Annotated in this window: 29 protein-coding genes; 19 read left to right on the top strand and 10 right to left on the bottom strand. The window is 37.2% G+C overall.

Translation table 11 applies throughout. The features are described from left to right. Window positions 1–55 precede the first annotated feature (55 nt). Both FLK20_RS16560 and FLK20_RS16555 read left to right on the top strand, forming a co-directional pair. The gene (locus FLK20_RS16560; protein ID WP_152657704.1) at window positions 56–982 is read left to right on the top strand and encodes a carbohydrate ABC transporter permease; all 927 of its coding nucleotides are present in this window, start codon (window positions 56–58) and stop codon (window positions 980–982) included. Beyond that, complete coding sequence (locus FLK20_RS16555) at window positions 983–1,798, top strand: carbohydrate ABC transporter permease (protein ID WP_152657703.1); 816 nt, start codon at window positions 983–985, stop codon at window positions 1,796–1,798. A gap of 268 nt (window positions 1,799–2,066) precedes the next feature. Here the strand turns inward: FLK20_RS16555 and FLK20_RS16550 are convergent, their stop codons facing one another. The 6 genes from FLK20_RS16550 to FLK20_RS16525 form a co-directional block, all read right to left on the bottom strand. Then, a complete protein-coding gene (locus tag FLK20_RS16550) occupies window positions 2,067–2,606 on the bottom strand; it encodes a DUF1259 domain-containing protein (protein ID WP_370453202.1) in 540 nt (179 codons plus the stop codon). Window positions 2,607–2,965: 359 nt separating this feature from the next. Further along, complete coding sequence (locus FLK20_RS16545; protein WP_152657702.1) at window positions 2,966–4,384, bottom strand: glycoside hydrolase family 1 protein; 1,419 nt, start codon at window positions 4,382–4,384, stop codon at window positions 2,966–2,968. Window positions 4,385–4,421: 37 nt separating this feature from the next. After that, complete coding sequence (locus FLK20_RS16540; protein ID WP_152657701.1) at window positions 4,422–6,275, bottom strand: beta-glucoside-specific PTS transporter subunit IIABC; 1,854 nt, start codon at window positions 6,273–6,275, stop codon at window positions 4,422–4,424. Window positions 6,276–6,746: 471 nt separating this feature from the next. Continuing rightward, the gene (locus FLK20_RS16535; RefSeq protein ID WP_152657775.1) at window positions 6,747–7,073 is read right to left on the bottom strand and encodes a branched-chain amino acid transporter permease; all 327 of its coding nucleotides are present in this window, start codon (window positions 7,071–7,073) and stop codon (window positions 6,747–6,749) included. Continuing rightward, window positions 7,073–7,783: an AzlC family ABC transporter permease gene (locus tag FLK20_RS16530; protein WP_152657700.1), complete on the bottom strand. Its 711-nt coding sequence runs from the start codon at window positions 7,781–7,783 to the stop codon at window positions 7,073–7,075. The genes FLK20_RS16535 and FLK20_RS16530 overlap by 1 nt, the downstream gene beginning before the upstream one ends. A 35-nt stretch (window positions 7,784–7,818) precedes the next feature. Next, window positions 7,819–8,373: a helix-turn-helix domain-containing protein gene (locus FLK20_RS16525; RefSeq protein ID WP_152657699.1), complete on the bottom strand. Its 555-nt coding sequence runs from the start codon at window positions 8,371–8,373 to the stop codon at window positions 7,819–7,821. 598 nt (window positions 8,374–8,971) lie between these two features. On the opposite strand from FLK20_RS16525, the gene FLK20_RS16520 reads away from it, so the two are divergent. The 8 genes from FLK20_RS16520 (at window position 8,972) to FLK20_RS16485 (ending at window position 15,221) form a co-directional block, all read left to right on the top strand. Continuing rightward, window positions 8,972–9,376 carry a hypothetical protein gene (locus FLK20_RS16520; protein WP_152657698.1) on the top strand — a complete coding sequence of 135 codons (405 nt, stop codon included), beginning with the start codon at window positions 8,972–8,974 and terminating at the stop codon, window positions 9,374–9,376. 158 nt (window positions 9,377–9,534) lie between these two features. Then, window positions 9,535–10,620: a sensor histidine kinase gene (locus FLK20_RS16515; RefSeq protein ID WP_152657697.1), complete on the top strand. Its 1,086-nt coding sequence runs from the start codon at window positions 9,535–9,537 to the stop codon at window positions 10,618–10,620. Then, window positions 10,621–11,310, top strand: coding sequence for a response regulator transcription factor (locus tag FLK20_RS16510; protein ID WP_152657696.1), 690 nt, complete (start codon window positions 10,621–10,623; stop codon window positions 11,308–11,310). It begins immediately after the preceding gene. 118 nt (window positions 11,311–11,428) lie between these two features. After that, window positions 11,429–12,046: a pyroglutamyl-peptidase I gene (locus tag FLK20_RS16505; protein ID WP_152657695.1), complete on the top strand. Its 618-nt coding sequence runs from the start codon at window positions 11,429–11,431 to the stop codon at window positions 12,044–12,046. Between the two features lie 87 nt (window positions 12,047–12,133). Next, window positions 12,134–12,706 (top strand): histidine phosphatase family protein, encoded by a 573-nt coding sequence (locus FLK20_RS16500; protein WP_152657694.1) that lies wholly within the window; start codon window positions 12,134–12,136, stop codon window positions 12,704–12,706. Between the two features lie 33 nt (window positions 12,707–12,739). Then, on the top strand, window positions 12,740–13,246 hold the full coding sequence (locus FLK20_RS16495) for an NUDIX domain-containing protein (RefSeq protein WP_194165649.1): 507 nt from the start codon (window positions 12,740–12,742) through the stop codon (window positions 13,244–13,246). 70 nt (window positions 13,247–13,316) lie between these two features. Continuing rightward, complete coding sequence (locus FLK20_RS16490) at window positions 13,317–13,880, top strand: cysteine hydrolase family protein (RefSeq protein WP_152657692.1); 564 nt, start codon at window positions 13,317–13,319, stop codon at window positions 13,878–13,880. A gap of 183 nt (window positions 13,881–14,063) precedes the next feature. Beyond that, window positions 14,064–15,221: a pyridoxal-phosphate-dependent aminotransferase family protein gene (locus FLK20_RS16485; RefSeq protein WP_152657691.1), complete on the top strand. Its 1,158-nt coding sequence runs from the start codon at window positions 14,064–14,066 to the stop codon at window positions 15,219–15,221. Window positions 15,222–15,422: 201 nt separating this feature from the next. Here FLK20_RS16485 and FLK20_RS16480 read toward each other — a convergent pair whose 3' ends face one another. Next, the gene (locus FLK20_RS16480; protein ID WP_152657690.1) at window positions 15,423–15,857 is read right to left on the bottom strand and encodes a hypothetical protein; all 435 of its coding nucleotides are present in this window, start codon (window positions 15,855–15,857) and stop codon (window positions 15,423–15,425) included. 14 nt (window positions 15,858–15,871) lie between these two features. Then, the gene (locus FLK20_RS16475) at window positions 15,872–16,279 is read right to left on the bottom strand and encodes a VOC family protein (RefSeq protein WP_152657689.1); all 408 of its coding nucleotides are present in this window, start codon (window positions 16,277–16,279) and stop codon (window positions 15,872–15,874) included. Window positions 16,280–16,401: 122 nt separating this feature from the next. Here FLK20_RS16475 and FLK20_RS16470 point away from each other — a divergent pair, with 122 nt between their 5' ends. Beyond that, complete coding sequence (locus FLK20_RS16470) at window positions 16,402–17,079, top strand: GNAT family N-acetyltransferase (protein WP_152657688.1); 678 nt, start codon at window positions 16,402–16,404, stop codon at window positions 17,077–17,079. Between the two features lie 298 nt (window positions 17,080–17,377). Here FLK20_RS16470 and FLK20_RS16465 read toward each other — a convergent pair whose 3' ends face one another. Beyond that, window positions 17,378–17,929 carry a TetR/AcrR family transcriptional regulator gene (locus FLK20_RS16465; protein WP_152657687.1) on the bottom strand — a complete coding sequence of 184 codons (552 nt, stop codon included), beginning with the start codon at window positions 17,927–17,929 and terminating at the stop codon, window positions 17,378–17,380. Between the two features lie 180 nt (window positions 17,930–18,109). Here FLK20_RS16465 and FLK20_RS16460 point away from each other — a divergent pair, with 180 nt between their 5' ends. The 8 genes from FLK20_RS16460 to FLK20_RS16425 all read left to right on the top strand — a co-directional run bounded on the left by FLK20_RS16460 (window position 18,110) and on the right by FLK20_RS16425 (window position 23,489). Then, window positions 18,110–19,036 (top strand): DsbA family protein, encoded by a 927-nt coding sequence (locus FLK20_RS16460; protein WP_152657686.1) that lies wholly within the window; start codon window positions 18,110–18,112, stop codon window positions 19,034–19,036. 15 nt (window positions 19,037–19,051) lie between these two features. Next, a complete protein-coding gene (locus FLK20_RS16455) occupies window positions 19,052–19,357 on the top strand; it encodes a monooxygenase (RefSeq protein WP_152657685.1) in 306 nt (101 codons plus the stop codon). A 427-nt stretch (window positions 19,358–19,784) separates the two neighbouring features. Next, on the top strand, window positions 19,785–20,237 hold the full coding sequence (locus FLK20_RS16450; RefSeq protein WP_152657684.1) for a MarR family winged helix-turn-helix transcriptional regulator: 453 nt from the start codon (window positions 19,785–19,787) through the stop codon (window positions 20,235–20,237). Between the two features lie 24 nt (window positions 20,238–20,261). Then, window positions 20,262–20,789, top strand: a complete 528-nt coding sequence (gene paiA / locus FLK20_RS16445; RefSeq protein WP_152657683.1) for a spermidine/spermine N(1)-acetyltransferase — start codon at window positions 20,262–20,264, stop codon at window positions 20,787–20,789. Window positions 20,790–20,801: 12 nt separating this feature from the next. Beyond that, on the top strand, window positions 20,802–21,413 hold the full coding sequence (locus FLK20_RS16440; RefSeq protein WP_152657682.1) for an FMN-binding negative transcriptional regulator: 612 nt from the start codon (window positions 20,802–20,804) through the stop codon (window positions 21,411–21,413). 492 nt (window positions 21,414–21,905) lie between these two features. Next, a complete protein-coding gene (locus FLK20_RS16435; protein WP_152657774.1) occupies window positions 21,906–22,412 on the top strand; it encodes a hypothetical protein in 507 nt (168 codons plus the stop codon). A gap of 127 nt (window positions 22,413–22,539) precedes the next feature. After that, window positions 22,540–23,013 (top strand): hypothetical protein, encoded by a 474-nt coding sequence (locus tag FLK20_RS16430; RefSeq protein WP_152657681.1) that lies wholly within the window; start codon window positions 22,540–22,542, stop codon window positions 23,011–23,013. Between the two features lie 80 nt (window positions 23,014–23,093). Further along, window positions 23,094–23,489, top strand: a complete 396-nt coding sequence (locus FLK20_RS16425; RefSeq protein WP_152657680.1) for a hypothetical protein — start codon at window positions 23,094–23,096, stop codon at window positions 23,487–23,489. Between the two features lie 491 nt (window positions 23,490–23,980). On the opposite strand, the gene FLK20_RS16420 is transcribed toward FLK20_RS16425, so the two are convergent. Beyond that, window positions 23,981–24,448, bottom strand: a complete 468-nt coding sequence (locus FLK20_RS16420; protein WP_152657679.1) for an S-ribosylhomocysteine lyase — start codon at window positions 24,446–24,448, stop codon at window positions 23,981–23,983. Window positions 24,449–24,475 lie beyond the last annotated feature (27 nt).

Here is a 24,475-nt window from a genome sequence, read left to right as displayed (position 1 = left end):
TGTGAGGTGCTGAATTTGTTTCATTCTTTTTTGAACTCGCATTAGGAGGGTTAGTATGCCGATACCATCAGATATATATGAAGAAAAAAAGATATCATCATCTAAAGGTAAATGGAAAAATGGTTTAGTTATCTTTCTTTTTATTGCACCAGCTTTATTTATTTACTTGCTTTATGTTGTGTATCCGATTATAGCTACATTTGAATATAGTTTTCATACATGGACAACCGCTGGAGAAAAGATGTTTGTGGGATTAGAAAATTATGCAAATTTATTTGCTGATCCTGTGTTTTGGACATCATTGAAAAATAATATTTGGGTGGTACTTACATCTGTATTTATTCAGATTCCCTTAGGATTAATTATGGCTTTGCTGCTTGTATCACCAATAAAGGGAATTCGTTTCTTTAATAGTGTTTATTTCTTACCATTTCTTGTCTCAACAGTAGCAACGGGAATGCTGTGGGTATTTATGTTTGATCCATTAAATGGAATCATGAGCCAAATTGTCAGTATTTTTGGGATTGAGAATATCTTTTGGTTAAGTGCTCCAGAAACAGCCATGTTATCTATTTTATTTGTAGTTGTTTGGCAAGGTGCCCCATTCTATATGATTTTATTACGTTCAGCAATTGTTGGTATACCAGAAGAGTTATATGAAGCGGCGAAGATTGATGGTGCAAGCAGTTGGCAAAACTTCAAACATATTACGTTGCCACTTCTTATGCCAACAATTGTGACATCATCCATTCTTGCAATTGTCGGATCATTGAAAGCCTTTGATTTATTCTTTGTTATGACAGAGGGTGGGCCAAATGGTGCAACGGAAATTATGGGGACATTTATGTTTAAACAAGTATTTATGAATTATAACACAGGATATGCTAGTGCGATTGCTTTTGTCATGTTCTTTATTGCACTTACTGTGACAATTGTTATTCAGTCAATAAATAGTTCGAAGCGAAGAAAGGAGATGCTGTAAATGGTAATGAAAAAAGTTGGATTATATATATTAGCAATTGTTTTTCTGATCTATGCCGCATATCCAATTGTTTATCTGATTTCAACATCGTTAAAGTCGCAGCCAGCATTTTTTGAGTCTCCTTTTAGCTTATTTACGCATTTTACATTAGATAACTATGTAGCAGTTATTCAACAAGGGTTATTAGTAAACTTTTTAAACAGTATTATTGTTTCTGTTATCTCTGTGTTTGTTGTTATGCTAATTGCTTCATTAGCCAGCTATCCATTAAGTAGAATGAAGTTCAAATTGAATCGCGCTGTTTTCTTACTCTTTATTGTTGGAATGATGCTTCCTGTCCATGCTACATTAATACCTATATTTAGATTCTCGAATTCAATTGGAATTTATGATAGTTTAGTAGCTATAATTGGTCCTTATATTGCTTTTGCATTACCAATATCCATTTTTATTTTGACGCAGTTTATGAGTGAAATACCGAAATCATTGGAAGAGTCGGCGATGATGGATGGTGCAAATAAGTTAAAGATATTTTTCCATATTATTTTACCAATGACCCGTCCAGCATTAATGACGGTATTTATTTATAACTTTATTCATATATGGAATGAATTTATTTTTGCTCTTGTGCTAATCTCTAATAATGAAAATATGACGCTCCCACTAGGTTTGAGGAATTTCTTTGGAGAGTATTCAACCAATGTTCCGGCAGTAATGGCTGCAATCTCCTTGGCTAGTATTCCAATGCTCTTGGCATATATTTTTACACAAGAGAAAGTAACCAAAGGACTAACAGATGGTGCTGTAAAAGGTTAAAGAACAGTACCTTGACGGGAAGCCTCCAATTAACCCGGTTCTGCTTTTTACATGAAACACCAGCATGTCAGTGTTCATTCTATTATGTAATCTGTTAAAGCAATTCATCATTATGTTCACTTATAGAGGAAGTCCATAACGAGTATATTTATGCTGATGGTAAAGTATACAAAATAGATAAATGAAAAACGGAAGCTATCTAATTCATTGAGGAGAAATAACGCCGTTTGTGATATTTTACTAAAAAAATCACAAACGGCTAAGCTTTTTAAAAAAGTCCTGCTTCTCTTGCGGCTGCATTGCTGGCTCTTGCAAACTCAAATGGACTCATTCCAACATTCTCCCAGTGCATATACATTAGCCGAGGCTCTTCAAACAGCCAATGATTATGAAATGCTGTTATGGTAATTCCTCTTCTTCGCAATGCATCAATCATTGGATTAACTTCCTTCTGAAGGAGTACAGATTCACCTAAGTTCAGACCGTTATCTTCAAAGGATAGCATAAATGGAAGTGCTAACGGAGATTGAGTCCGACGACCTAAAATAGTAGCTTGCAGATCTCGAAGGCGCATAACTACACAAACAGGAGTCGCTTGTATAACCTCACCACCGATAATATCTGCAAGCTTTTGACAAGTTGATGCTTCTCTGTCTTCCGTATGATCGTGAGAAACATCTTTATGCATTTTATTTGATTCAGATTCATTATAACAATCTAAGTTTCTATCCATTTCATAGTCCGTATCATGCCATTCTGAACGTCTAAAAGCCTTTTGATTTCTATAATTATATTTTCTTCTGCCCACTAAAACCCATCTCCTTTTTATATTCTCGCTATTTAGTGTATTCGGAGATATTAGATAAGCATAGACACATAAATTAGAACAAGTGCCTTTTTATGAAACAACTGATTTTTTTGTTTCATAAAAAGGCTTGATCCGTTCGTTGAATGGGTTTTCCAATGAATTAATAATTTAATTCATCATCTCTATACCATCCTCTTTTTAGGATAAATGTTTTCTCTGCTTCAGAATCTGGAATGTTAAAGCCAATTGGTTTTTTTATATCCGATTTCCTTTCCCATTAAGATACATTCATTACTCGAATTATTGAGTGCGAATAAAAAGAATCGTTCATCACGTTTACATTCTGCGTAGCTGCGATCTTATTCCTCTACGGTTGCATGTAACCCATTGTTCCTAATCACATCTTGATACCAGTAAAAACTATCCTTCTTAATCCGTCGCAATTCTTTGAGATCAAAATCATCTCTGTCAACATAAATCAAACCATAGCGTTTCATAAAGCCCTGGCGGGAGCTTAACAGATCCATTACTGACCATGGGCAATACCCAAACAGCTCTACACCATCGGAAATGGCATCATTACATGCCGCAATATGATCTTTCAAGTAGTTAATCCGGTAATCATCATGTATTTTACCATCTTCCGTTAACTGATCGCCGGTTCCCAAGCCGTTTTCTGTGATAATCATCGGTAATCGGTACTTTTCATAATAGTCATTGAGCAGGAGCCTTAAGCCTGTCGGATCTACTTGAATACCGTAATCTGTTACAACGAGATTTGGGTTTTTCTCGATTTTAAAGTATCCATATAAGTCGAAATCAATATCATTTACCTTTGTGCCGACTGGATGAGCTTCATCAGCAGGAAGGTAGCTGGCTACTAATGTACGATAGTAGTTTACGGCAATATAATCAGGTTTTGATGCTTTTAATATTTCTTCATCCTCTAGTTCTGTTTCTGGATAAATATCGCATTTCTTAAGGTACTCTTTATAATATCCTGGATATTCTCCAAAGCAATACATTTCTAAGGCATAATTTGTTTTAAAGTTATCATTCATTCTGGCTGCCCACACATCTTCCGGACGATTCGAGCTTGGATATGTCATTGTAGAAGAGACTGCCGGACCAATCTGGGCATCTGGAAGTATGTCGCGGCAGGCATTCGTAGCAAGTGCATGTGCTAAAAACATATGATAATCCATTTGTGCTCTTACTTTTTCTGCCTGTTCACCTGGTACGTCATACATATTCATTCGAATATCCACACGAATCATCAGGTTTTGTTCATTATGAACCTGCCAATGCTTTACGCGATCACCGAAAGCTTCAAAGCAGGTTTTTGCAAATTTTTCAAAAGCATAGGCACAATCACGATTTTCCCAGCCATTGTACTTATCGACAAGAGCAAATGGGAGATCAAAGTGGTACAGGGTCACAAACGGGATAATATCATTTTCTAATAAGAAGTCAATCACATTGTTGTAAAAATCAATACCCTTTTGATTTACTTCGCCATCCCCATCCGGAATAATTCTTGCCCAGGAAATCGAGAAACGGTAAGCTTTTAGGCCAAGTTCCTTCATTAAAAGAATATCTTCCTTGTAGTTATGATAGAAATCACTGGCAACTCTGGTGTCTGCTTGTACATCTGCTTTTTGGAAAGCATTGTAATCCGCTACTGTTTTACCTTTGCCATCTTCGTCCCATGCTCCCTCAATTTGGAAGGCGGAGGAGGAAGCTCCCCACCAGAAATCTTTGCTGAAATAATTTGTCATCATCGTCACTCCAATACATTTATTAAGATTAAGCAGTTCAATCTTTCTTACTTTCTACAATAGAAACACCTTGAAACTGCGAAGAATTGGTGATAACTATTGGGGTACAAAGATCATATCCTTTTGCTTCTATTTCTTCTATATTAAATGAGACAATTTTCGTCCCCTTGCTTATCTCATCTCCAGCACTTACATGGGCTTCAAATCCTTCTCTATTTAATTCTACGGTATTAAAGCCGATATGAATTAACAATTCAACGCCATTTTCCAGCTGTAAGCCGATAGCATGTAATGTCGGGTAAAGAACAGATACCTTACAATTGGCTGGTGCTGTCACTTCCCCGGCCGCCGGACAAACCGCAACTCCTGCTCCTAACGCGCCGGATGAGAATGCTTCATCCTTTACCTCAGACAATGGAATGAGCTTTCCCTGAATCGGTGAAGGAAGGCTTATTTCTGCGTCTGTTCCCGTGGCCGGAGTATCCTTGTTACTGTTTCCTAATCCTGCATCGGTAGCATCGTCTTCTTCAGGAATATCCTTAAAGCCCAATATCATTGTCATAGCTGCTGCTCCAAAGAAGGCAATGGCAATACCAATAATATAACATAGAAAAGCTTTTGTCCCGGCTTCGATATAGACCGGGATGGTTAAAAGTCCCTGGTTGGCAAAGGCTGTACCATAGGAGCCGCCCCAGCCCATCAGCCCGCCGCCTATCGCTCCGCTGATTACCGCATAAACCATCGGTCTTCTCAGGCGGAGGTTAACTCCATAAATAGCTGGTTCGGTAATGCCGAAAAGAGCTGTTACTGTTGCCGTTGCGGATAATGTTTTTAATTTCTTATTTTTTGTCTTTAAAAAGACACCCGCAGCTGCTCCCGCTTGAGAAAAGTTAGCTGCTCCTGCAAAGGCTAAAAGGTTTTGTTGACCTGTTTGTGCCACATCATTAATGCCGATTGGCACGATTGCTTTGTGAGCGCCAAAGATAACAAGCACACACCAGATGCCGCCAATGAAAGCTCCTAATAATGTTGGGCTGACATCCATAATGATATAATACAGCCAGTTAATAAAGTTACCTAAATGAATGCCGAGCGGTCCGAAAATAATTAAGGTCGCAGGTACCATCACTAACAGCGTAAAGGTTGGTACCATAATAATTTTCAGAACTTCAGGTGTTATACGCTCGAAAAAGCGCTGTGCGTATGCCATGAAAAAGACAGCAATAATAATTGGGATAACAGTGGATGTGTAATTTGCCAATGTTACGTTAATTCCCAAAAAGGTAACAGGTACATCACCTGTCATTAATGCAACCAGGTCAGGATAGCACAGGGTTGCTGCCAACACCATGGCAATTAATTCGTTTGCTTTAAACACTTTCGCCGCTACATAACCAATCATAATGGGGAAGAAATAAAATACAGCATTGGAAGTTGCATCTAATATACGATAGGTATTATATTCTTTAATATCCACATTCCAATAGTAAGCAGCAATCATGACAGCAAGAGCCAGGATTCCTTTTAACATTCCGGATGCAGCAATTGCCGGGATAATTGGGATAAATATAGATGTGAATGTATTTAAAATGCGGCTCCCGATCGACCCTTTATTCGTTTCTTTTTTATTTTCTTCATTGTTTAAATCACCTAAAAGCTTTTGAATCTGATCATGTACTGGCTTCACTTTATTCCCAATAACAACTTGAAATTGTCCGCCATTCTCCACAACGGAAATGACTTCATCCATGTTTTCTAAATGAGTCTTATTTGCTTTTTGGTTGTCATATAAAGTGAAACGCAAACGTGTATAGCAGTGAGTTAATTCGGAAACATTTTCTTTTCCGCCTACATTACTTAAGATGTCTTTTGCAGCTTGTTGATCGTTCATAATTTTTCCTCCATCGTTCATCGTTAAAAATTAATCTATGGGTCATCGGGATAAGAAAAAAACATCATAACACAAAAAAGACCAAACATACACCAAATATCCCTCCAGGAAAAATCGAAATTTCCTTTCCGCAGTTATTAAAGTGTACATTTGATCTTATCTGCATTCAGTAACAGGTCAAATGTATTCTGATATGAATCTTTGTGAACTCACTAACATGCTTTCATTTTTGAAGCAAGTGCTTTTTGGTTATTCGTAAAAAGCCATGCATAAATTAGGCCATTCATCAAAATCCATGGTTATCAATCTAGATTTAGATTGATAAGGGCAACCGCTACGGAAAGCGCCGTTTTTTCCTCTGGGAGCCTGGGACTGGGATTACTCGTCTCACCTAAACCTGTCGTTTGTTAGTCATCTCTATCATATTTATTCTAAGCATTGGACTCATCAATTAAAATAAACATTTTCACATTAAAACACACCCTGTACCAAAAACATATAAAACACCGTCCCGCCTGCAATAGACAGCAGCATACTCCGTTTCCAATAATGCAGGACAATAATTAATCCGATCGCCAGAAGCTCTGGCACAAAGCCATCCAAGGATGTGAGGCTTACATTCTTTAACGAATAAACAACCAATAATCCAAATACAGCCGGTGGTAAGACGTATCCTAAGTATTTAATGTATGATGGTGTCGGCTTATCCGGTTTAAATATCATAAACGGCAAGAATCTTGTTAATAGAGTGCCGATAACGACAGAAGCAATAATAATGATTTGCTGCGTTATTGTCATCATGATGAAATCACCTCGTTTTTGGTGATGAATTTTTTAATGAAGGTCAGAAAAATTAATATAATAAGCATGGCAGGAATAATAAAATGTTCTGTACCAAATATCATTAAACATAAAACGGAAGCCGCAATCCCGATCACGGAGCTGATATGATTACGCTCTTTTATCCATTGGTCTAAAAAGATCACCACAAACAGTGCTGTCATAACAAATTCCAGGCCATCCGTATTAAACGTAATCATCGAACCAAATAAACTGCCAATGGTCGTACCGCTGACCCAATAGATTTGATTTAACAAGGTAACATAGAACATAAACCAGCCCTTATTTATATTAGTGGGTATGCGGGAAGTATTATTAATAACAAATGACTCGTCACACATTCCATAGATGAGATAAACCTTTTTCTTGCCGCTTCCTTTGAATTTATCTAACATCGAGATACCATAGAAAAGATGTCTGGCATTTATCATTAAGGTTAATAGAAACGCACTTAACGGGTTAAATGCTCCTAATAATAAACTTCCAGCTACAAATTCCATCGAGCCGGCAAAGATGAGTATGCTCATTAAGATGGCATAGATTGGCTGAAACCCTAGGGAATGCATGTAAACGCCATAAGCAATGCCTAAAAAAGCGAACCCGGCCAAAATCGGCAGCGTTTTTGGGAAGGCATACTTCAATGTTAATAGATGATCGTCAAAAGACATTTTTCATTCACTCACTTTCAAACAATGGTAAATATTTATTTTGCATAGTAGATTAATACAAGAAGGTGAAGTACGTTGTCGCCGGTATTTCTATAAATATGTGTTTGATTTCCATCAAATATAATTGCTTCATCTTCAGCAATTGTTTCGACTGTACCGTCAATATCCATTTCTAATCGCCCTTTTTTGACAAATACATGCTCCTCGACACCAGGATTGTGCGGTGACGATTTGTGTTCATTTTTAGGGTCTATCTCGACCGCGAAAACTTCAAATTGCTTTTCAGGTGAAAACGGTACCACCGCATGCACCCTATAATGGTTTTCTTCTTCCGTAACCAGATGCCGGTCTTGCTTTGTGATCACTCTGATAGGATTTGTCTGTTGACTGATCAGGGATGAGAAGGATACTTTAAGGCCATTGGCAATTTTCCAGAGCGTTGTTACTGTTGGAACAGAGTCTCCTCTTTCTATTTGCGCGAGCATAGCTTTACTTACTTCCGTGATTTTCGCAGTTTTATCTAAACTCAAGCCTCGTTCTTTACGAATCGTTTGCAAGTTTTTACTGATATAATCAGTGATTTCTTTCATCGATTTTCCTCCAATATAACGATTATCCTTTCATTTAGGAATGCTATATTTGACAATATAACATATTTTTGTTTGTTATAACATACAAACGAAAAAATATCCAGGAAAATATATGAGTATCCCTAATAAATTATTGACCAAAGAATAGCTTATTTTCATAAAATCATGATAATCCTTTGTCAGATTCAACCCATTTTCTTACGTGATAAAATGATATGATATACAAAATGATATAAATATTTTTTAGCATATTCATCCATCCTACATTTTTCGTCATTATTTCCCCGGAAATATTTTTTATTAATGGAAGAACAGGAAAAAAAAGAAAGATTATTTCCCACTAGAACTTCTATTGATTCATCAATTTAGCAGTTTTAAAAAATTAAACAGGTTTAAATTGAGTATTTTGAATATTTGCTTATATTTCTCGAGTATACGTTGGATTCCTATTCCTTTTTAGTTGTAAAAAAACATCCTCTTTAAGAAAAATTTAAGAAATGCTTTAGAAATGGATAAGATATGCAAGGTAATCTTTTAATTATAGAAAAAATTACAGGAGCAGCGTATTTATATCTTATTCAGAAAGGAACAGATGAAAATGACAAATAATCAAGCAAAGCAACAAAATATAGCCCTTATTTTAGGTTTAGGAGCCTTAGCACTTATCAGACCACTAATGAAAATAACTGGATTCATTCATATCTTTGGCAATGAAGCCATTGGAAGCATTGCGATGACAGTATTGATTTCGATAGCCTGGATTCTGATAGTTATCTGGAAAAGGGTCCAAAATCCAATCAAAGTTTTAGTTTTTGCAGGTGTCAGCTATGCTGCTTTTGCTACTATCCTGAGCGGTATATTATCACCTATTCTCAATGGCAGTTTGCAAGGACCATTAACGAATCCTATGGCGCTCGTCAGTGTTTTTATGACCAATATCGTGTGGGGCTTGGTATTAGGCGCTATTGCTTTTGTGATACCTTATCAAAAGAATGTCAGCTGATAGCTGTTTGGAAGGGCGCTTTTTTTTCTGACTGGAGGAAAAGCGTCTTTTCATAGATTTGGGATATTTCGTCAAGACTGATAAGAACGAGCGGCTGTTTTTAAAAAGCATGGCTGTCTAAATTCTATTATAATGGAGAGGAAAGAAGGTGTATTAAGGTGTCTATCAGAAAACGGTTAATTTTATCCAATATAGCCATGATTCTTATCCCGGGTGCTTTATTATTGATAGCAGAGATTGTTTTGGGATATGTTTTATTTGTTATTTTTAATGGCAATCCGCAGGGGGAAGATTTAAGGATCTTTGTCCAATTTCGATTTATTGCGATAGCACTTATTTTAATACTGACCAATGGATTACTGACCTATTTTATGTCCAAAAGTATTATCAACCCTATTTCCAAATTATCTACGGCATCAAAGAAAATCAGTGAAGGCGATCTGGAATACAGCGTCCAGTCGGATAAAAAAGACGAGTTAGGTGAACTTGCTAATACATTTGAAACGATGCGCCTTAGATTAAAAGAAGCGGATAGGGAGCAAAAACGGTATGAACAGAATCGTCAGGAGTTGATTGCTAGCATTTCCCATGACTTAAAAACACCGCTGACCTCCATCAAAGGCTATGTGAAGGGGATTCAGGATGGTGTGGCGAATACGCCAGAGAAGCTGGACAGGTATATGGACACTATTTATAGAACAGCAAATGATATGGATGGTCTGATTGATGAATTATTTCTATATTCAAAGCTCGATTTAAAAAAAGAAGCCTTTCAGCTTGAAAAAGTAGATTTATACGCTTTTTTTGCTGACTTTATTGAAGAATTGGCATTTAATCTGGAAAAGGAACAAGGAAAAGCGATTTTATATGCTGACCAGGAGAAAGCCTATATTGTGGAGGTAGATCGGGAAAAATTAAGACGAGTTGTTATGAATATTATTCAAAACAGCCTAAAATATATGGATAAAGAACAAAAGGAAATCCAGGTGAATTTAACATCTGAGCCTGACAAAATAGTCGTGGAGATGAAGGACAATGGAAGCGGAATAAAGGCAGAAGATATTCCCTATATTTTCGAAAGCTTTTACCGGGCAGATGCTTCGAGAAACTCTGCGACAGGAGGAAGCGGTCTTGGGTTATCGATTGTTCAGAAAATCATTCAGGAGCATGGCGGGGAGATTTGGGCAGAGAGCCGGCCAAATCAAGGAACAAGTATCTATTTTACATTGAAGAAGGTGAAATAAATGCAGCGCATATTGATCATTGAAGATGAGAAGGATATTGCTGAATTGGAAAGGGACTATTTAGAGATTAATGGATTCCAAAGTGATATTGCTGCAACAGGAGAACAAGGATTAAAACTTGCAGCCGCGAATTCTTACAGTCTTATTTTAATAGACTTAATGCTGCCGGGGATAGATGGCTTTGATTTGTGTGAACAGCTGCGTGAGAAATTGGACGTGCCAATATTAATGGTGACGGCGAGAAAAGAAGATATCGACAAGATTCGCGGCTTCGGCAGAGGTGCAGATGATTATATCGTCAAGCCATTTAATCCGAATGAGCTGGTAGCAAGAGTAAAAGCGCATATGACAAGATACGACCGTTTAACCAATCGGAACAAGAAACCGAATGAGATTCATATAAAAAACCTGATGATGGACCATAATTCACGACGCGTTTTTATAAATCAGGAGGAAAAAATATTTACCGCAAAAGAATATGATTTATTGTATTTTTTGGCGTCTAATCCGAATATCGTATTTACGAAGGAGCATTTATTCGAGCAAATATGGGGATATGATGCGATTGGGGATAATACGACAGTGACGGTACATATTCGCAAAATTCGGGAGAAGATAGAGGAGAATCCTTCTTTGCCGCAATTTATTGAGACTGTTTGGGGTGTGGGGTATCGGTTTCGAGGGAGTTGAAACGGATAAGATGAGAGATTTGGCGTTTGGATGAATAGTGATACTCCGGAAATAAACATCCTTCACCATATGCTATACTAAGGTAAAATATATATTTATAACAAGGCAGGTGCAAAATATGCCCAAAAAACTGCTATTAACAGGGTTTGAACCTTTTCTCGATTTCTCTATTAATCCAACGATGAAAATCGCAGAAGAATTAAATGGTGCAACGATTGGCGAGTACAAGGTTATTTCCTATATCCTATCTGTAGATTTCCATAAGGCAGGAAAACAGCTCCTGCAATTAATAGACGAAACAAAACCGGATGCGATTATTTCTCTTGGACTCGCCGGCGGCAGATTCAAAATTAATCCGGAGCGTATTGCCATTAATGTGAATGATGGATCAAAGGATAACCAGGGGCACAAGCCGGATAATGAAGTGATTTGGAAGGATGGGGCAGACGGCATGTTCTCTACCTTGCCAATCAGCAGGATGGTCAAGCAATTGAAAGTACAGGGGCTTCCAGCAGAAATTTCTAACACAGCTGGAACATATTTATGTAATCATGTGATGTATCAGGCTTTATATTACACGAAAACGAATAATCTCCATCTTCCAGCTGGTTTTATCCATATCCCTGCATCACATGAGCTTGCCATCGAGCATGGAAAAATACCGAGCTGGAGTCATGATGATTTGAAGAGAGCTGTTACTATTTGTATTGAAATGTTGTCAGAAGCGGACAGCTGAAGCTTGATTTATCTTTCATATATTAGAGGGTGTATATCGTTTTGATAATGCTTGAGCAGTGGCAGAGTTTTCAAAGGAGGAAAAGCGATGAGCACTTGGATATACATGGTACGTCATGCAGAGTCTCCTTTTAAGTTTGGAGAAGAGAGGACGAGAAGGCTTTCTGCAGAAGGTGAAATAGATGCACAAAAAGTGTGCAACGTTTTACTAGACAAACAGGTTGATAGCATTGTTTCAAGCCCTTATACCAGAGCAGTTCAAACGGTACAAGTGCTGGCGGAACAAAAAGGTCTGGCTATAACAGAATATGAAGCATTGAAGGAAAGAGCTATTAAAGGATTGAATTATAAGCTGTCTGAACAGGAGCTTTTGAAAGCGGTTAAAAAATCCTTTGAGGATAAAAATTACTGCCTGTCAGGAGGAGAATCTACCTTTCAGGCGCAAAATCGTTCCATTCCAATTATCAAAAGGTTATTAGAGGATTATGCGGGAAAGCATATCGTTATTGGAACACATGGGAACATTATGACAATCATTATGAATTACTTTGATGATGCTTATGGCTATGATTTTTGGAAAAGTACCTCAAAGCCTGATATATACAGATTAGAGTTTGAAGGTGAACATCTAAAAGCAGTTGAAAGGCTGTGGCGTTCATAAGCAAGTATACTATTTAACATGAAGGAGATGGCTATGAAGCTTCGACAAATGGCAGTCGCTTTTCTTTTTAATGATAAGCAAGAGGTTTTACTTCTACAGAAAAAATCCAATAGCGCCTTTCTTTCTGGACGTAAGGTTCCGATTGGCGGGCATATGGAAGAGGCTGAAATAAATGCGCCCTATCATGCATGTATAAGAGAAATTGGAGAAGAAACGGGGCTTACAGCAGAACATTTAAATAATCTGACACTCCGCTATATTGTTCATAGAATCAGAAAAAACAGCGAGATTAGAATCCAATATGTCTATTTTGGTCATGTGTCAGCGGATTCCGGTCTGATTGAAAGTGATGAAGGGAAGTTGTCTTGGGTGGATCAGCAGGAGATAATCCACCAAGAGGTTACAGCTACAACGAAAGAAATGATGAAACATTATATTGAAACAGGCAGGTCAACAAATAAAATATATGTAGGCACTATGAAATCTTTGCGTGGAGAACCAGATATTACCTGGGGGGAATTAGAGGATTGGGAAGCATAACAGGAGCGGGATATAATAATAGCATGCATTATCTTAGCTCGATAACTTTTTAAGAAATGAGGAATAGTCCATGAAAAAAGCATTGATAAATATTGATTATACCATTGATTTTGTGGCAGATGACGGTGCTTTAACATGCGGTAAGCCCGGTCAGGATTTGGAAAATACGATTGTTTCGCTAACGGAGCAATTTATCAGGGCAGGCGATTATACAGTATTTGCTGTAGATGTTCATGATGAAGGTGATGCCTGCCATCCAGAATCGAAGCTGTTCCCACCTCATAATCTTCGCGGGACAAGCGGAAGAGATTTATATGGACGTTTGCAGGAAACATATGAAGAAAATAGCGACAAAGAAAACGTATATTACATGGATAAAACGAGATATTCCGCTTTTGCCGGAACAGATTTAGAAATAAAATTGCGGGAAAGAAATATTGAAGAAGTACATCTGGTTGGAGTATGTACAGATATTTGTGTGCTGCATACGGCGGTGGATGCCTATAATAAAGGATTTCGTATTGTTGTGTATAAAGATGCTGTTGCTTCGTTTAATCAGGCAGGTCATGATTGGGCGCTGGGGCATTTTGAAGGTTCACTGGGAGCGGCAGTGGAGAGGTTTGGGAATAAATAAAAATAGCCGCTATTTTCTCGGCATATTTGCGAAAGTATTGTTCACAATCCCTTTAATTCCCGTTAATAGCATAAGCAATGCTTTACAATTAAACAGTGATAGTATTTTTATTATAGATTCATATAATTAGGAAGATGCTCAAATATGCAAAATATTAATAAAATTACGGAGAGGGGAAAAGTTATGTATCAAAATATTCTGAGACACCCAGGTCCTACACCAATTCCTAAAAAAGTGGAATTGGCAATGGCGCAAAATATGATTAGCCATCGTTCAGAGGAATTTACCAGGCTATATCAGGAAACAACGGAACGTGTGAAAACCATATTCGGAACAAAGCAGGATATTATGCTTCTTCCTTCAGGCGGGACAGCAGCTTTAGAAGCGGCTGTAGCTAATACTGCTTCCGCTGGTGATGAAGTAGTCGTTGTCACGATAGGTGCTTTTGGGGATTATTTCGTTTCAATATGTGAAAAGCATGGGCTTAATGTTCATAAGCTTGAAAAAGGCTGGGGCGAAGCTTGTACAAAAGAAGAGCTCGCTGACTTTTTAAAACCCTTATCAAATATCAAGGCAGTTTTTGCTACCTATAATGAAACTTCTACGGGGATATTAAATCCGGTCGAGCAGTTGGCAGAGGCGGTACACGAGCACTCAGACGCTTTATTTATAGTTGATGGGGTAAGCTGTATTGGAGGAGCTCCTGCAGAGATGGACAAATGGGGTATCGATATTTTAGTAACAGGTTCACAAAAAGCACTCATGCTTCCTCCGGGACTTGCTTTAGCAGCTGTAAGTGAAAGGGCTTGGAGGGTCATCGAGGCAAACCGCACAACTGTCTATTATTTAGATTTATTAAGTTATCGTGAGTGGGCAGCAAAATCAATGACACCTAATACACCGGCAATTTCATTGATTATGGGATTATCTGCTGTGTGCGATTTAATTGAGGAGGAGGGTGGATTTTCGAAAACCGTAAAACGTCATGAAGTCATGAAAAATATGGTTCGGGAAGCCATGAAGGCTCTTTCCATTGAATTGTTGGCAGATGATGAGTATGCATCACCAACATTAACGACAATTCGTACCCCTAAGGGACTGGATCTGTCAGTCTTTTTAACACATTTAAAGAAGAAATATCACCTTGATTTTGCCGGTGGTCTTGGCCAGCTACAAGGCAAAGTTTTTAGATTTGGACATATGGGGTATTGCTTTCCAAGCGATATACTTCAGGCAGTTTCCCTCATGGAAGCAGGCTTGCAGGACTTTTCCTATCCATTTGAGAGTGGTGCTGGAGTAAAGGCAGCACAGAATGTTTTCTTGTCCTCAATACAAAAATAATATATTAATTGCAAATGAAAGAGTTCATTCTATAAATATGAAGGCTTCCCATAAGCTGAGTAAACTTGTGGGAAGCCTTCATATTTTTAACAAAAACAGGAGCACTCGTGATGTCAGTTGGAAATGATGTCTTCATCAAAGGAAAAATACGTTGGCTTCCAAAAATTGAAGCAAGGGTACCCTGGGCTGAAAAGATTTTATTTATGCACTGGATTCGTCTCCTTCACGTTCTCTTTGCACATCATGTCGTTCTTGTATTATTGCACATGATCCCATGATTCCTCCAGAGAAAGCGAGCAGTAGCGGGATAAAACTTCCGAGAAACAAAGATAAGATGATGGCAATAATGGCTACGGATAAAAGCGGTTTGATTAACATGATAATCCCGAGAAAAAAGACAACAATAGCTGTAAATATAACAATGGTGGTATATAGTATATATCCTGTATGAAAGAGTCCGCTTATGATATCAAAGAGTCCGAAAGTCACCTCAATGATTGGGAAGAACGGAAAAACAATTCCTATCCCGGTAAACTCATAACTATCTAAGCTGGAATAGATAAAAAAGAATTGAACAGCAGAGAAAAGACCTCCTAAAGAAATAAGTAATCCAGAAATCATTTTTAGTTTATGCATACGAAGAATCTCCTTTATTGCTTCTTCCTGATACTATCTGAATGAAAAGGAGAACCTTCCACCTCGTTTACTACACTAAAAGGATTTCCATCCAAATCAAAAAAGTCAAAGCATTTCATACCGCCAAAATCATCTATTTCGGTGGTTAGTACATTATTATTTTTAAAATGCTGATGGGTAGCTTCAATGTCATCAACAACAAAATTATAATAGGAATTCTTCTGGCGTTCTTTGGTAATAAACTCTGTAGGCTGCACGGATTCTACTCTTACTAGGGCTAATTGTGTTGAACCAATTGGTAAATAAAATCCCGCGCCATCTCCCCAACTATCAATTTTCTTTGCTCCAAGATATTTCTCATACCAAGCTGCAGCATTCTCAATATTGGTTACGGGGATAAAGATACTGCCGATTTTAAACATGTACATCTTCCTTTCTCTATAGCGAATTTTTTACTCAAAACGTATATAATTGTACTAAAATTATATCAAAAATGAAGAGTCCGTATATTATCAAGCGCTCTCCATTCAGAGGAGGAATTTCTATGACTTTTGATAAGGAATTAATGCATCATCATATAAATGTTTTATTTAAGCACGATATGGAAGATCGGATGACTTTTGTGAATGAGCCACCATATCATCCTGCGCCCAAGATTTTTATTGGAACTACTAAGAAAGGATGTGTCGTAAAATACGCAGATACATTGCCTGCCTCTTGTATAGCAAAACTGGAAAAGGCTATACAGAAAAGCTCCAGCATTGATTTAGCAGAGATCATCAAAATCTTTCAACAGAAATATGAAATAAACCAGCTATGGATGGGGCGGGCATATGTATTTCCTGATAAGGTGAAAATAGATTACCCGCAAGCCATACAAATAACACATGAAAATAAAGACATGTTAAAATCACAATTCCCGTATACCTTTGAGGATTTTACGTATAAACAGCCTTGTTTTGTAATAATAGAAGAAAATGTTATTGCCTCTATTTGCTGTGGTGCACGAAAAAGTATAAAAGCAGATGAGGCCAGCCTTTTCACAAATGAAGCTTATCGTGGAAAAGGTTATGGTGCAGCTGTGACAAAGGCATGGGCTCAGGAAGTGCAGAGGCAGGGGCGTATTGCATTATACAGTACATCCTGGGATAATTTGGGATCTCAATCTGTGGCAAGCAGGCTGAGTCTTTATTTGTATGGTACGGATATACATATAAGCTAATTGTGTTATTTTATACACAGGTAAATCTAATGCCTTCCTTATTAGTTATTTCTTCATAAGCGATAAGTGGAAAATAGAAAGGATGGACCATATGCAAGATAAATATTAGCTCATTAGACTTCCAGCACTTATGAATATGTATTTTAAGAAATCCTTGTTTTTTGATTACAAATTCACTTTCTCACTGTTCCTATCCGCTTCAGGCGGAGTTTTTTAGCAACGTTTACGTGGCAGGGATTCGTATCTTTCCAAAACAAGATGATTAATTATGACTGCAAAATATTAAATGTCATTTTGTTTAAGAATCCAATCTATGCAATATGAAAGGAAGTAATGGCTTAATAAAACCTTCTGGAGACAGTGTGCTTTTTTTCCATTCCACCGAGGCTCCATAAATGGTCCAGCTGAGGATTGCTGCCATTTTACGAAGGATGTCTTCTTCTTTGGCAGGAGTATCTTTCTGCAGCAGCGGATAGATAATAACGGACAGATGTTCTCTAATAATACGCGCAATAGTTTCCTCATACCCTTGATGGCAGCGTGAGGATAAAGTGTTTTGGAAGTCTGCCACGGCGGTAAATAGCTGGATAACAGCCTGATTTCCCCACGTCATTTGATTTAATGCTTTTTTGTCTAGATTAAAAAGCAGGACTTCAGACAAAACTTTTTCTAATAAATCGTATTTGTCTTCGTAGTGATAGTAGAAAGTGGCCCGATTGATCATCGCTTCTTCTGTAATATCAGTAATACGGATGTCGCTGAATTCTTTCTTTTCGGAAAGAGAAATAAATGCATCCATAATCAGCCTTCGGGTCCGCAATATTCTGAGATCTGTTTTTTCTTCTGTCATCGGAATCTCCTCCTGTTTTTCAACAGTTTTCGAAATTTGTTGTATATACTATAAATCATGAAGATTATTGGTTTTTAGGTTGTTGCTTATGTTCTATAATAGAATAATAATCAAGCAAACAAAAGAAATTACTATGGAATAGATAAAGCTTTAAAAAATTTATGAGAAGGAGAATGAAGAATGAGTCAAAAAAATAGGCTTTGTGATATAGAAACAGGGCTTTGCGGTGAAGCGGATGGGGAGGAAATGGAGGCTGTTCAATTTAATCAGCCAAAGAAAGAGATCGATATCTATTATGTGACCGATCCGATTTGTTCTCATTGCTGGGCGCTCGAGCCTGTATTACGACGTTTTCTGATCCAATTTGGACATTACTTTAAGCTCCATACCATGATGGGCGGACTTTTGGAAAAATGGAGCGATACCCCAGTAGACCCTGCCAATGGTATATCAGGTCCGGCTGATGTCGTAGAACACTGGAAAGAGGTTGGACAGCATTCGAGAATGCCGATTGATGGTTCATTAATGGCTGATGACTATGTCACGTCATCTTATCCGCCATCCCGTGTCTTTAAAGTAATTCAAAAAGAGTATAATGAAAATTTGGCATCTACGTTTTTGAGACAGGCACGGGAAGAATTATTTGCCTTTAATCGCAATATCTCAGACCCTAAAGTAATGATTGATATTATAGGGCAGCTCGGACTTGATGGAGAAAAAATTGTCCAGCAGGCAGATTCAGCGTTGGGTCATCAATTGCTGGAGGAAGATTTTAATTTGAAAGACAGTCTTGGTGTAAGAGGATTTCCATCGATTATTATGGTAAATCAGGAAGGGCAGGGAGTAAGAATTGTTGGTGCCCGTACGTTTGAGGATTATGTGAGAGGACTTCAGCAGGTACTTCCAGAAGAAAAACTGCAGCCAAAACAGACACCTGCTTTGGCAGATTTACTGAAACAGGAAAATCTTTTATTTTCCAAAGAAGTGGAAGCACTGTATGATGTAGAGCCCGTTCAAGTCCGTGACTTTGCAGAAAAAGAACTGGCTGCGGAAGATTATCAGGTTCACGAGCTTCTCGGAGAAAATTATTATACGCTTAAAAAATAAGAGAGGTGTATAAGGATGGCGCATATATTACAGATAGATTTTACAATGGAAGGGCCGTTTGGCGAAGAAATGGCATCTACATTCCATGACTTGGCAATGAGCATTCGTGAAGAAGAAGGATTCAAATGGAAAATATGGACGGAAAATCCGGATGCACATGAAGCCGGCGGTATTTATGCTTTTGAAACAAAAGAAGCTGCCGAAAAATATTTAGATATGCATACAAAGCGGTTGAAGCAATTTGGATTGACTAAGATCCGGGCGAAAGTGTTCGGGGTTAATGAGCCGCTTACGAAGGTTACAGCTGGTCCGGTTAATTAATAATCAAAAGGTTATGATTGTGAGAAGTTGACAGTCATGGCCTTTTTTACGTTAGCGTAAAATATAACATTTTAGCAACGGTTTTCATGGAGTGGGTAAGTGCAATGGTTTTCTGTGGGACGAATAATCAAAATCCCAAGTCTCTGTTTCACAGAAGAATTTCGCTGCAGAAAAGTGTTAAAGTGCCAAGTATAAGAAAAAAGTTGTAGAGAGTGACGAATATTATATGGGTGTTACTGATGGACGCTTGGCAGCAGGCAGCGTGTTGAACGACATCGGGTGGACATTTAAGCAAAGTGAGATGAAATAAAAAAGGGGGAGTAAGCAGTGGATTTAGCAATTAGAAAAAGTCGTTGTGTGTTTTTGTTGTAAATACAACAAAAATAAATTAAAATTTAAATATACGAAAAACACTAGAGGTGAGGGAATGGCTGAAATCCTGCGTGAAATTGGAATGATTGCGAGAGCGCTTGACTCTATCAGCAATGTTGAATTTAAAGAATATGATCTTACCAAAGGCCAATATTTATATCTGATCCGTATTTGTGAAAATCCCGGCATTATTCAAGAAAAGCTGGCTGAAATGATTAAAGTAGACCGGACCACAGCAGCTCGCGCTATCAAAAAGCTGGAAGCGAATGGTTTTATTCAAAAGGTGGCTGATGCAAATAACAGAAAGATAAAAAAGCTCATGCCAACCGAAAAAGGAGAAAGCATCTATCCGATGATAAAAAAGGAAAACGATTACTCCAATCAGGTTGCTCTGGAAGGGCTGACGGAAAAAGAGGCAGAGGCACTTGTTTATTTACTCGAAAAGGTTCGGAAAAATATTGAGGTGGACTGGGAGTTTGTGAAGAAAGGGAACAAGCGGAAGTATTAAATGGGATGAAGGGAAGATGAGGAAATGACAATCAAAATAGAAGTGTGCAGCCAGGATGATTTGCAGGCACTTCAAGAAATCAGTATCGAAACATTTCAGGAAACATTTCAGGAGCAGAATACACCAGAGAACATGCAAGCCTATCTGGAAGGTGCATATACATTAGGAAAGCTCCAAAAGGAAATGGCACATAAAAATTCGGCGTTCTTTTTCATCTATTACAAGAATCAGCTGGCTGGATATATGAAGGTGAACACAGATGATGCGCAATCAGAAGAGGTTGGAGAGGATGCACTGGAGATAGAACGGATTTATATTCGCAGCGGTTTCCAGCGAAAGGGTTTAGGAAAATGTTTGATGGACGAAGCAATCGAGATAGCAAAGGAAAAAAAGAAGGAGAAAATATGGCTTGGCGTTTGGGAACATAATGAGCAGGCGCTTCTTTTTTACAGAAAGAATGGTTTTGTACAGACGGGATCGCATTCTTTTTTTATGGGAGATGATGAGCAGACAGATTACATTATGATGAAAACATTGAAAATATACTCTTAAAGGGGGAAGACGATGTATGTACCTAAGCGTTTCAAAGTGACAGATACAAAAGAAATTTGGGAATTCGTTCATCAGCATTCTTTTGCGACACTGGTGACGACAGAAAATAATATACCTGTTGCAACACATTTGCCGGTAATGGTGAATAAACAAGCCGATGATTTTCTGATTACTGGTCATGTAGCTTATGCAAATCCACAGTGGAAAACGTTTGAAAAGGGAGCGGATGCACTGGTGATATTTCAAGGTCCACATGCCTATGTATCATCAACCTGGTATTCTCATGAGAATGTTCCAACATGGAATTATCAGGCTGTACATATGTATGGAACGCCACGAATATTGGAAAAGGATGAGCTTAAAGAATCGTTGAAAATACTGTCAGATAAGTATGAAAAGCACAGGGATCCTTCTTTTTCGATGGAGAATTTTACACCAAAACTGCTGGAGGCACAACTGAAAGCAATTGTTGGATTTGAAGTCAGAGTGACAGAGATTCAGGCTGCCTACAAATTAAGTCAAAATCGAAATGAAGCTGATTATAAAAGCGTTATTAAGCATTTAAAGGAGGAAGGGGATTTTGATTCCCGGCAAGTTGCGGAGCAGATGGAAAAGAGGCTTTAGCTGTGATTGGAATATCTGGTAGACTAAGAGCCTTTTATGTAGCACATTACTTTTTTTGGAAGTTTGAATCATCAAGTCCTTCAATTTATATAAACTCTTGATTTTTTAAGATATCCATTAGTGGGTATAGATTGAAAGAATATAAAAATACATCATAAATTAAAAAAGTGCATAGCAAAATAAGTCTTTAATTCAAGACTTTTTTGGATATATTGTAAATTATAAACACTAGATTTCTACACCTTTATCAGTTATTTGATAACCTAACGTTTCTAAATAACGAATGGTCAAATCTTCTGTAATTTGTGGTGAATAAGTCTGTTTTGGTTTGAAATCGATTTGATATAATTCTTCGTTAAATGGCTCATTCTGATTAAGCAATAACGGTCTATTTTAGTTTAGCAGTTACAGCCATTTAGTTGAACAAGAGGTTTCAAATTTTATGGAAACATATTGGCAATGTGTTAAAGGGGGAGAAAGATGAAGTTTTGTATGAATTTTGGTGATACAAATTTTATTGGAGTAGCAAATGCTGATACATACAAATCATTCGTAGACGAAGATTGGGAGTTGGATAATCTCTTGCAACATTTTGGAGACGAGATGAAGCGAGGGCATATTTTAGTTTTTCAAATGACCAACGAAGGAATTGAGTATTCCTCGAGAGTGGATGTTAGAGTGGGGGCAGAAGAATTTGTTCATACATGCTTTAGGAAAGCAGTAGGGTATATAGAAGTAACGGAAAGTCAACTATATTTAGTTGACTATGACTGCCTTACAATGGCTGCTCAGTTTGAAGATAACAAAGTCCCCGATCAAAATTGTTCCAAATATAAGATGGAGATAGAAAATGGATTTTATAAGGTTGAAATAGTTCAATATTATAACGTAGATAAAGATGAATATGTTGGAATGAGAGAGACTGACGTTTTGATGAATTTTATAAGGGCATCGGACATTGAAACAATTGCTGAAAGTGTTTTTTGGTGTACATATTAATTGATAATTGGGATGCTACCGGCTCATTTCTTCAACTAACGAGTGCGATTGTTTAATTAAGAACAGTTGTTTCTTATGTTAACCGAAGACTAGTATAGTAAGTAAATAATAAGGGTGGGTGATTTTAATGGGATTATTTATTCTTAATCGCTTTAATGGTATAGAAAAGTATAATATCTCTGAAGCAATAATTTATGCAGTAAAAAATTCCGAAAATAAAATAATGTTATGGTTAGAAGTAGAAACAAGGGAGGAACCAATTCAAACAGTACCCGATACAGCTGATCTTAACATGAATCCAAGTGGTGAAATAACTGTCTTCTTGGATAACTTAAATCTCAATAAATTTGGAGAAATGGAATTCTATATTTATAATGGTTACGATGAGGAAAGAAACGATTTACTTGCTAGAATTTATTATTTCGAACACCAAGAAGTTAACAGTAATAGATTGAAATTGAAATACAAAGGAGATGGAATTTTTGATATAAATTGGAGAGGAGTAACCACAGATATTTCATATTATGACGGAAGTAAACCAGATACTATTATAGAGGTAACTGGGGAATTTACTTTTGAAGAATATCTGGATTGGATGTAGTATTCTTTACTGATAAAAACTTTTATAGGCATTTAAAAAGATTGAAAAGTATTTATATATTTATCAAAGAGGGTGTATTAATGAGAAAGAAACCTAAGTTATTAATCTTCATTATCCTGTTCTGTATGAGTTTGATAATTAATGTCTATTTAGGAATTAATAGTTACATCAAGAGTACTTATACTCCTAATATAGATGATCAAGATTTCTTGGCGGAAATGACAAAAATGGTGCTCGATAGTAAGCAATATAAGGAAATTTCCTCCAAGGAACAAGTTTATGCGATTAAACAAGGCGTAAATCGTTTTAATGTTGTTGACCCATCTTCTGTTTTTCACTATGAGATTTATGTGAAAACTAATAAACAAAGCTATATCTTTTCGTGTAAAGATGAAGTATGTTCCGATGTAGAAAATAGTGGCACGATGTATTCAAGGTATAGTGATGAAGAGCCCATACTTCCTTTAGATAATTAAATCTATTAGATTTACAATCAGTATTCAGCAAACGGGTGCGATTGTTTAACAACAATGGTAGAAAATGATTAATCTTTTATATAAAAATTGTATAATACTTCACAAAGAATGAATCTGTTTTGATCAAATTTTATTTCAAAGCTACAAATATTGCAATAAAACATTGTTTCATAATAAGCGGGGCAATAATGAAAATACTTAAGAGAATAGCTACGATAATAAGGTTTGCAGAAGAATTGCTCTCAACAAGAACAATTCCTATGTAATCTCGAATAGCTGATATTTTTATTTGTGGATAAGGATTGATTGGATGCATGAGATAAATTGATGGAATGATGATAATACTTAGAAGATGTTTCATATATATTTATCAATATGCGGAAAGGAATGAATTAAGATAAGGAGAGTAAAATTAACAGAGGCAGGGTGGTATTGGTTTATAAAAAGAAACCCAGGCACGCCCAGATTTCTTTTTAACAATTTTCTTCACTTTATTCTGCAAATACCTTATGCCATTCTGCTTTATGCTCCAGCAGTTCTTTTGCCAATTCTTTGGCACCTTCTAAACTGTGGCTCGCAGCCCAGCCGCATTGAACTTCATTACATGCAGGAACCTCTTCTGCTTTCAGTACATCCTCTAATGTTTTTTCTACTGTTTCCAGAAGACTATCGTAATTGTCATCGTTTAAAATAGTTAAATAGAATCCAGTCTGGCAGCCCATTGGACTAAAATCTACTACTGTATCATGATGGTTTCTAATCAATTCAGCCATTAAATGCTCCAGCGAATGAAGTGCCGGCATCTCCATATGTGCCTTATTTGGCTGCTTCAAACGCAGGTCGTACTTATAAATAACATCGCCATTAGTTCCTTTAGTTGTTCCAGCCAAACGGATATAGGGTGCTTCTACTTTTGTATGATCCAGATTAAAACTTTCTACATTCATTGCTTTTACCATAATTGATACGCTCCTTCTTTTTTCTTT

The sequence above is a fragment of the Oceanobacillus sp. CFH 90083 genome (genome assembly GCF_009389585.1).
Lineage (GTDB): Bacteria > Bacillota > Bacilli > Bacillales > Amphibacillaceae > Oceanobacillus.
This window is presented reverse-complemented; position numbering and strand designations above follow the sequence as displayed.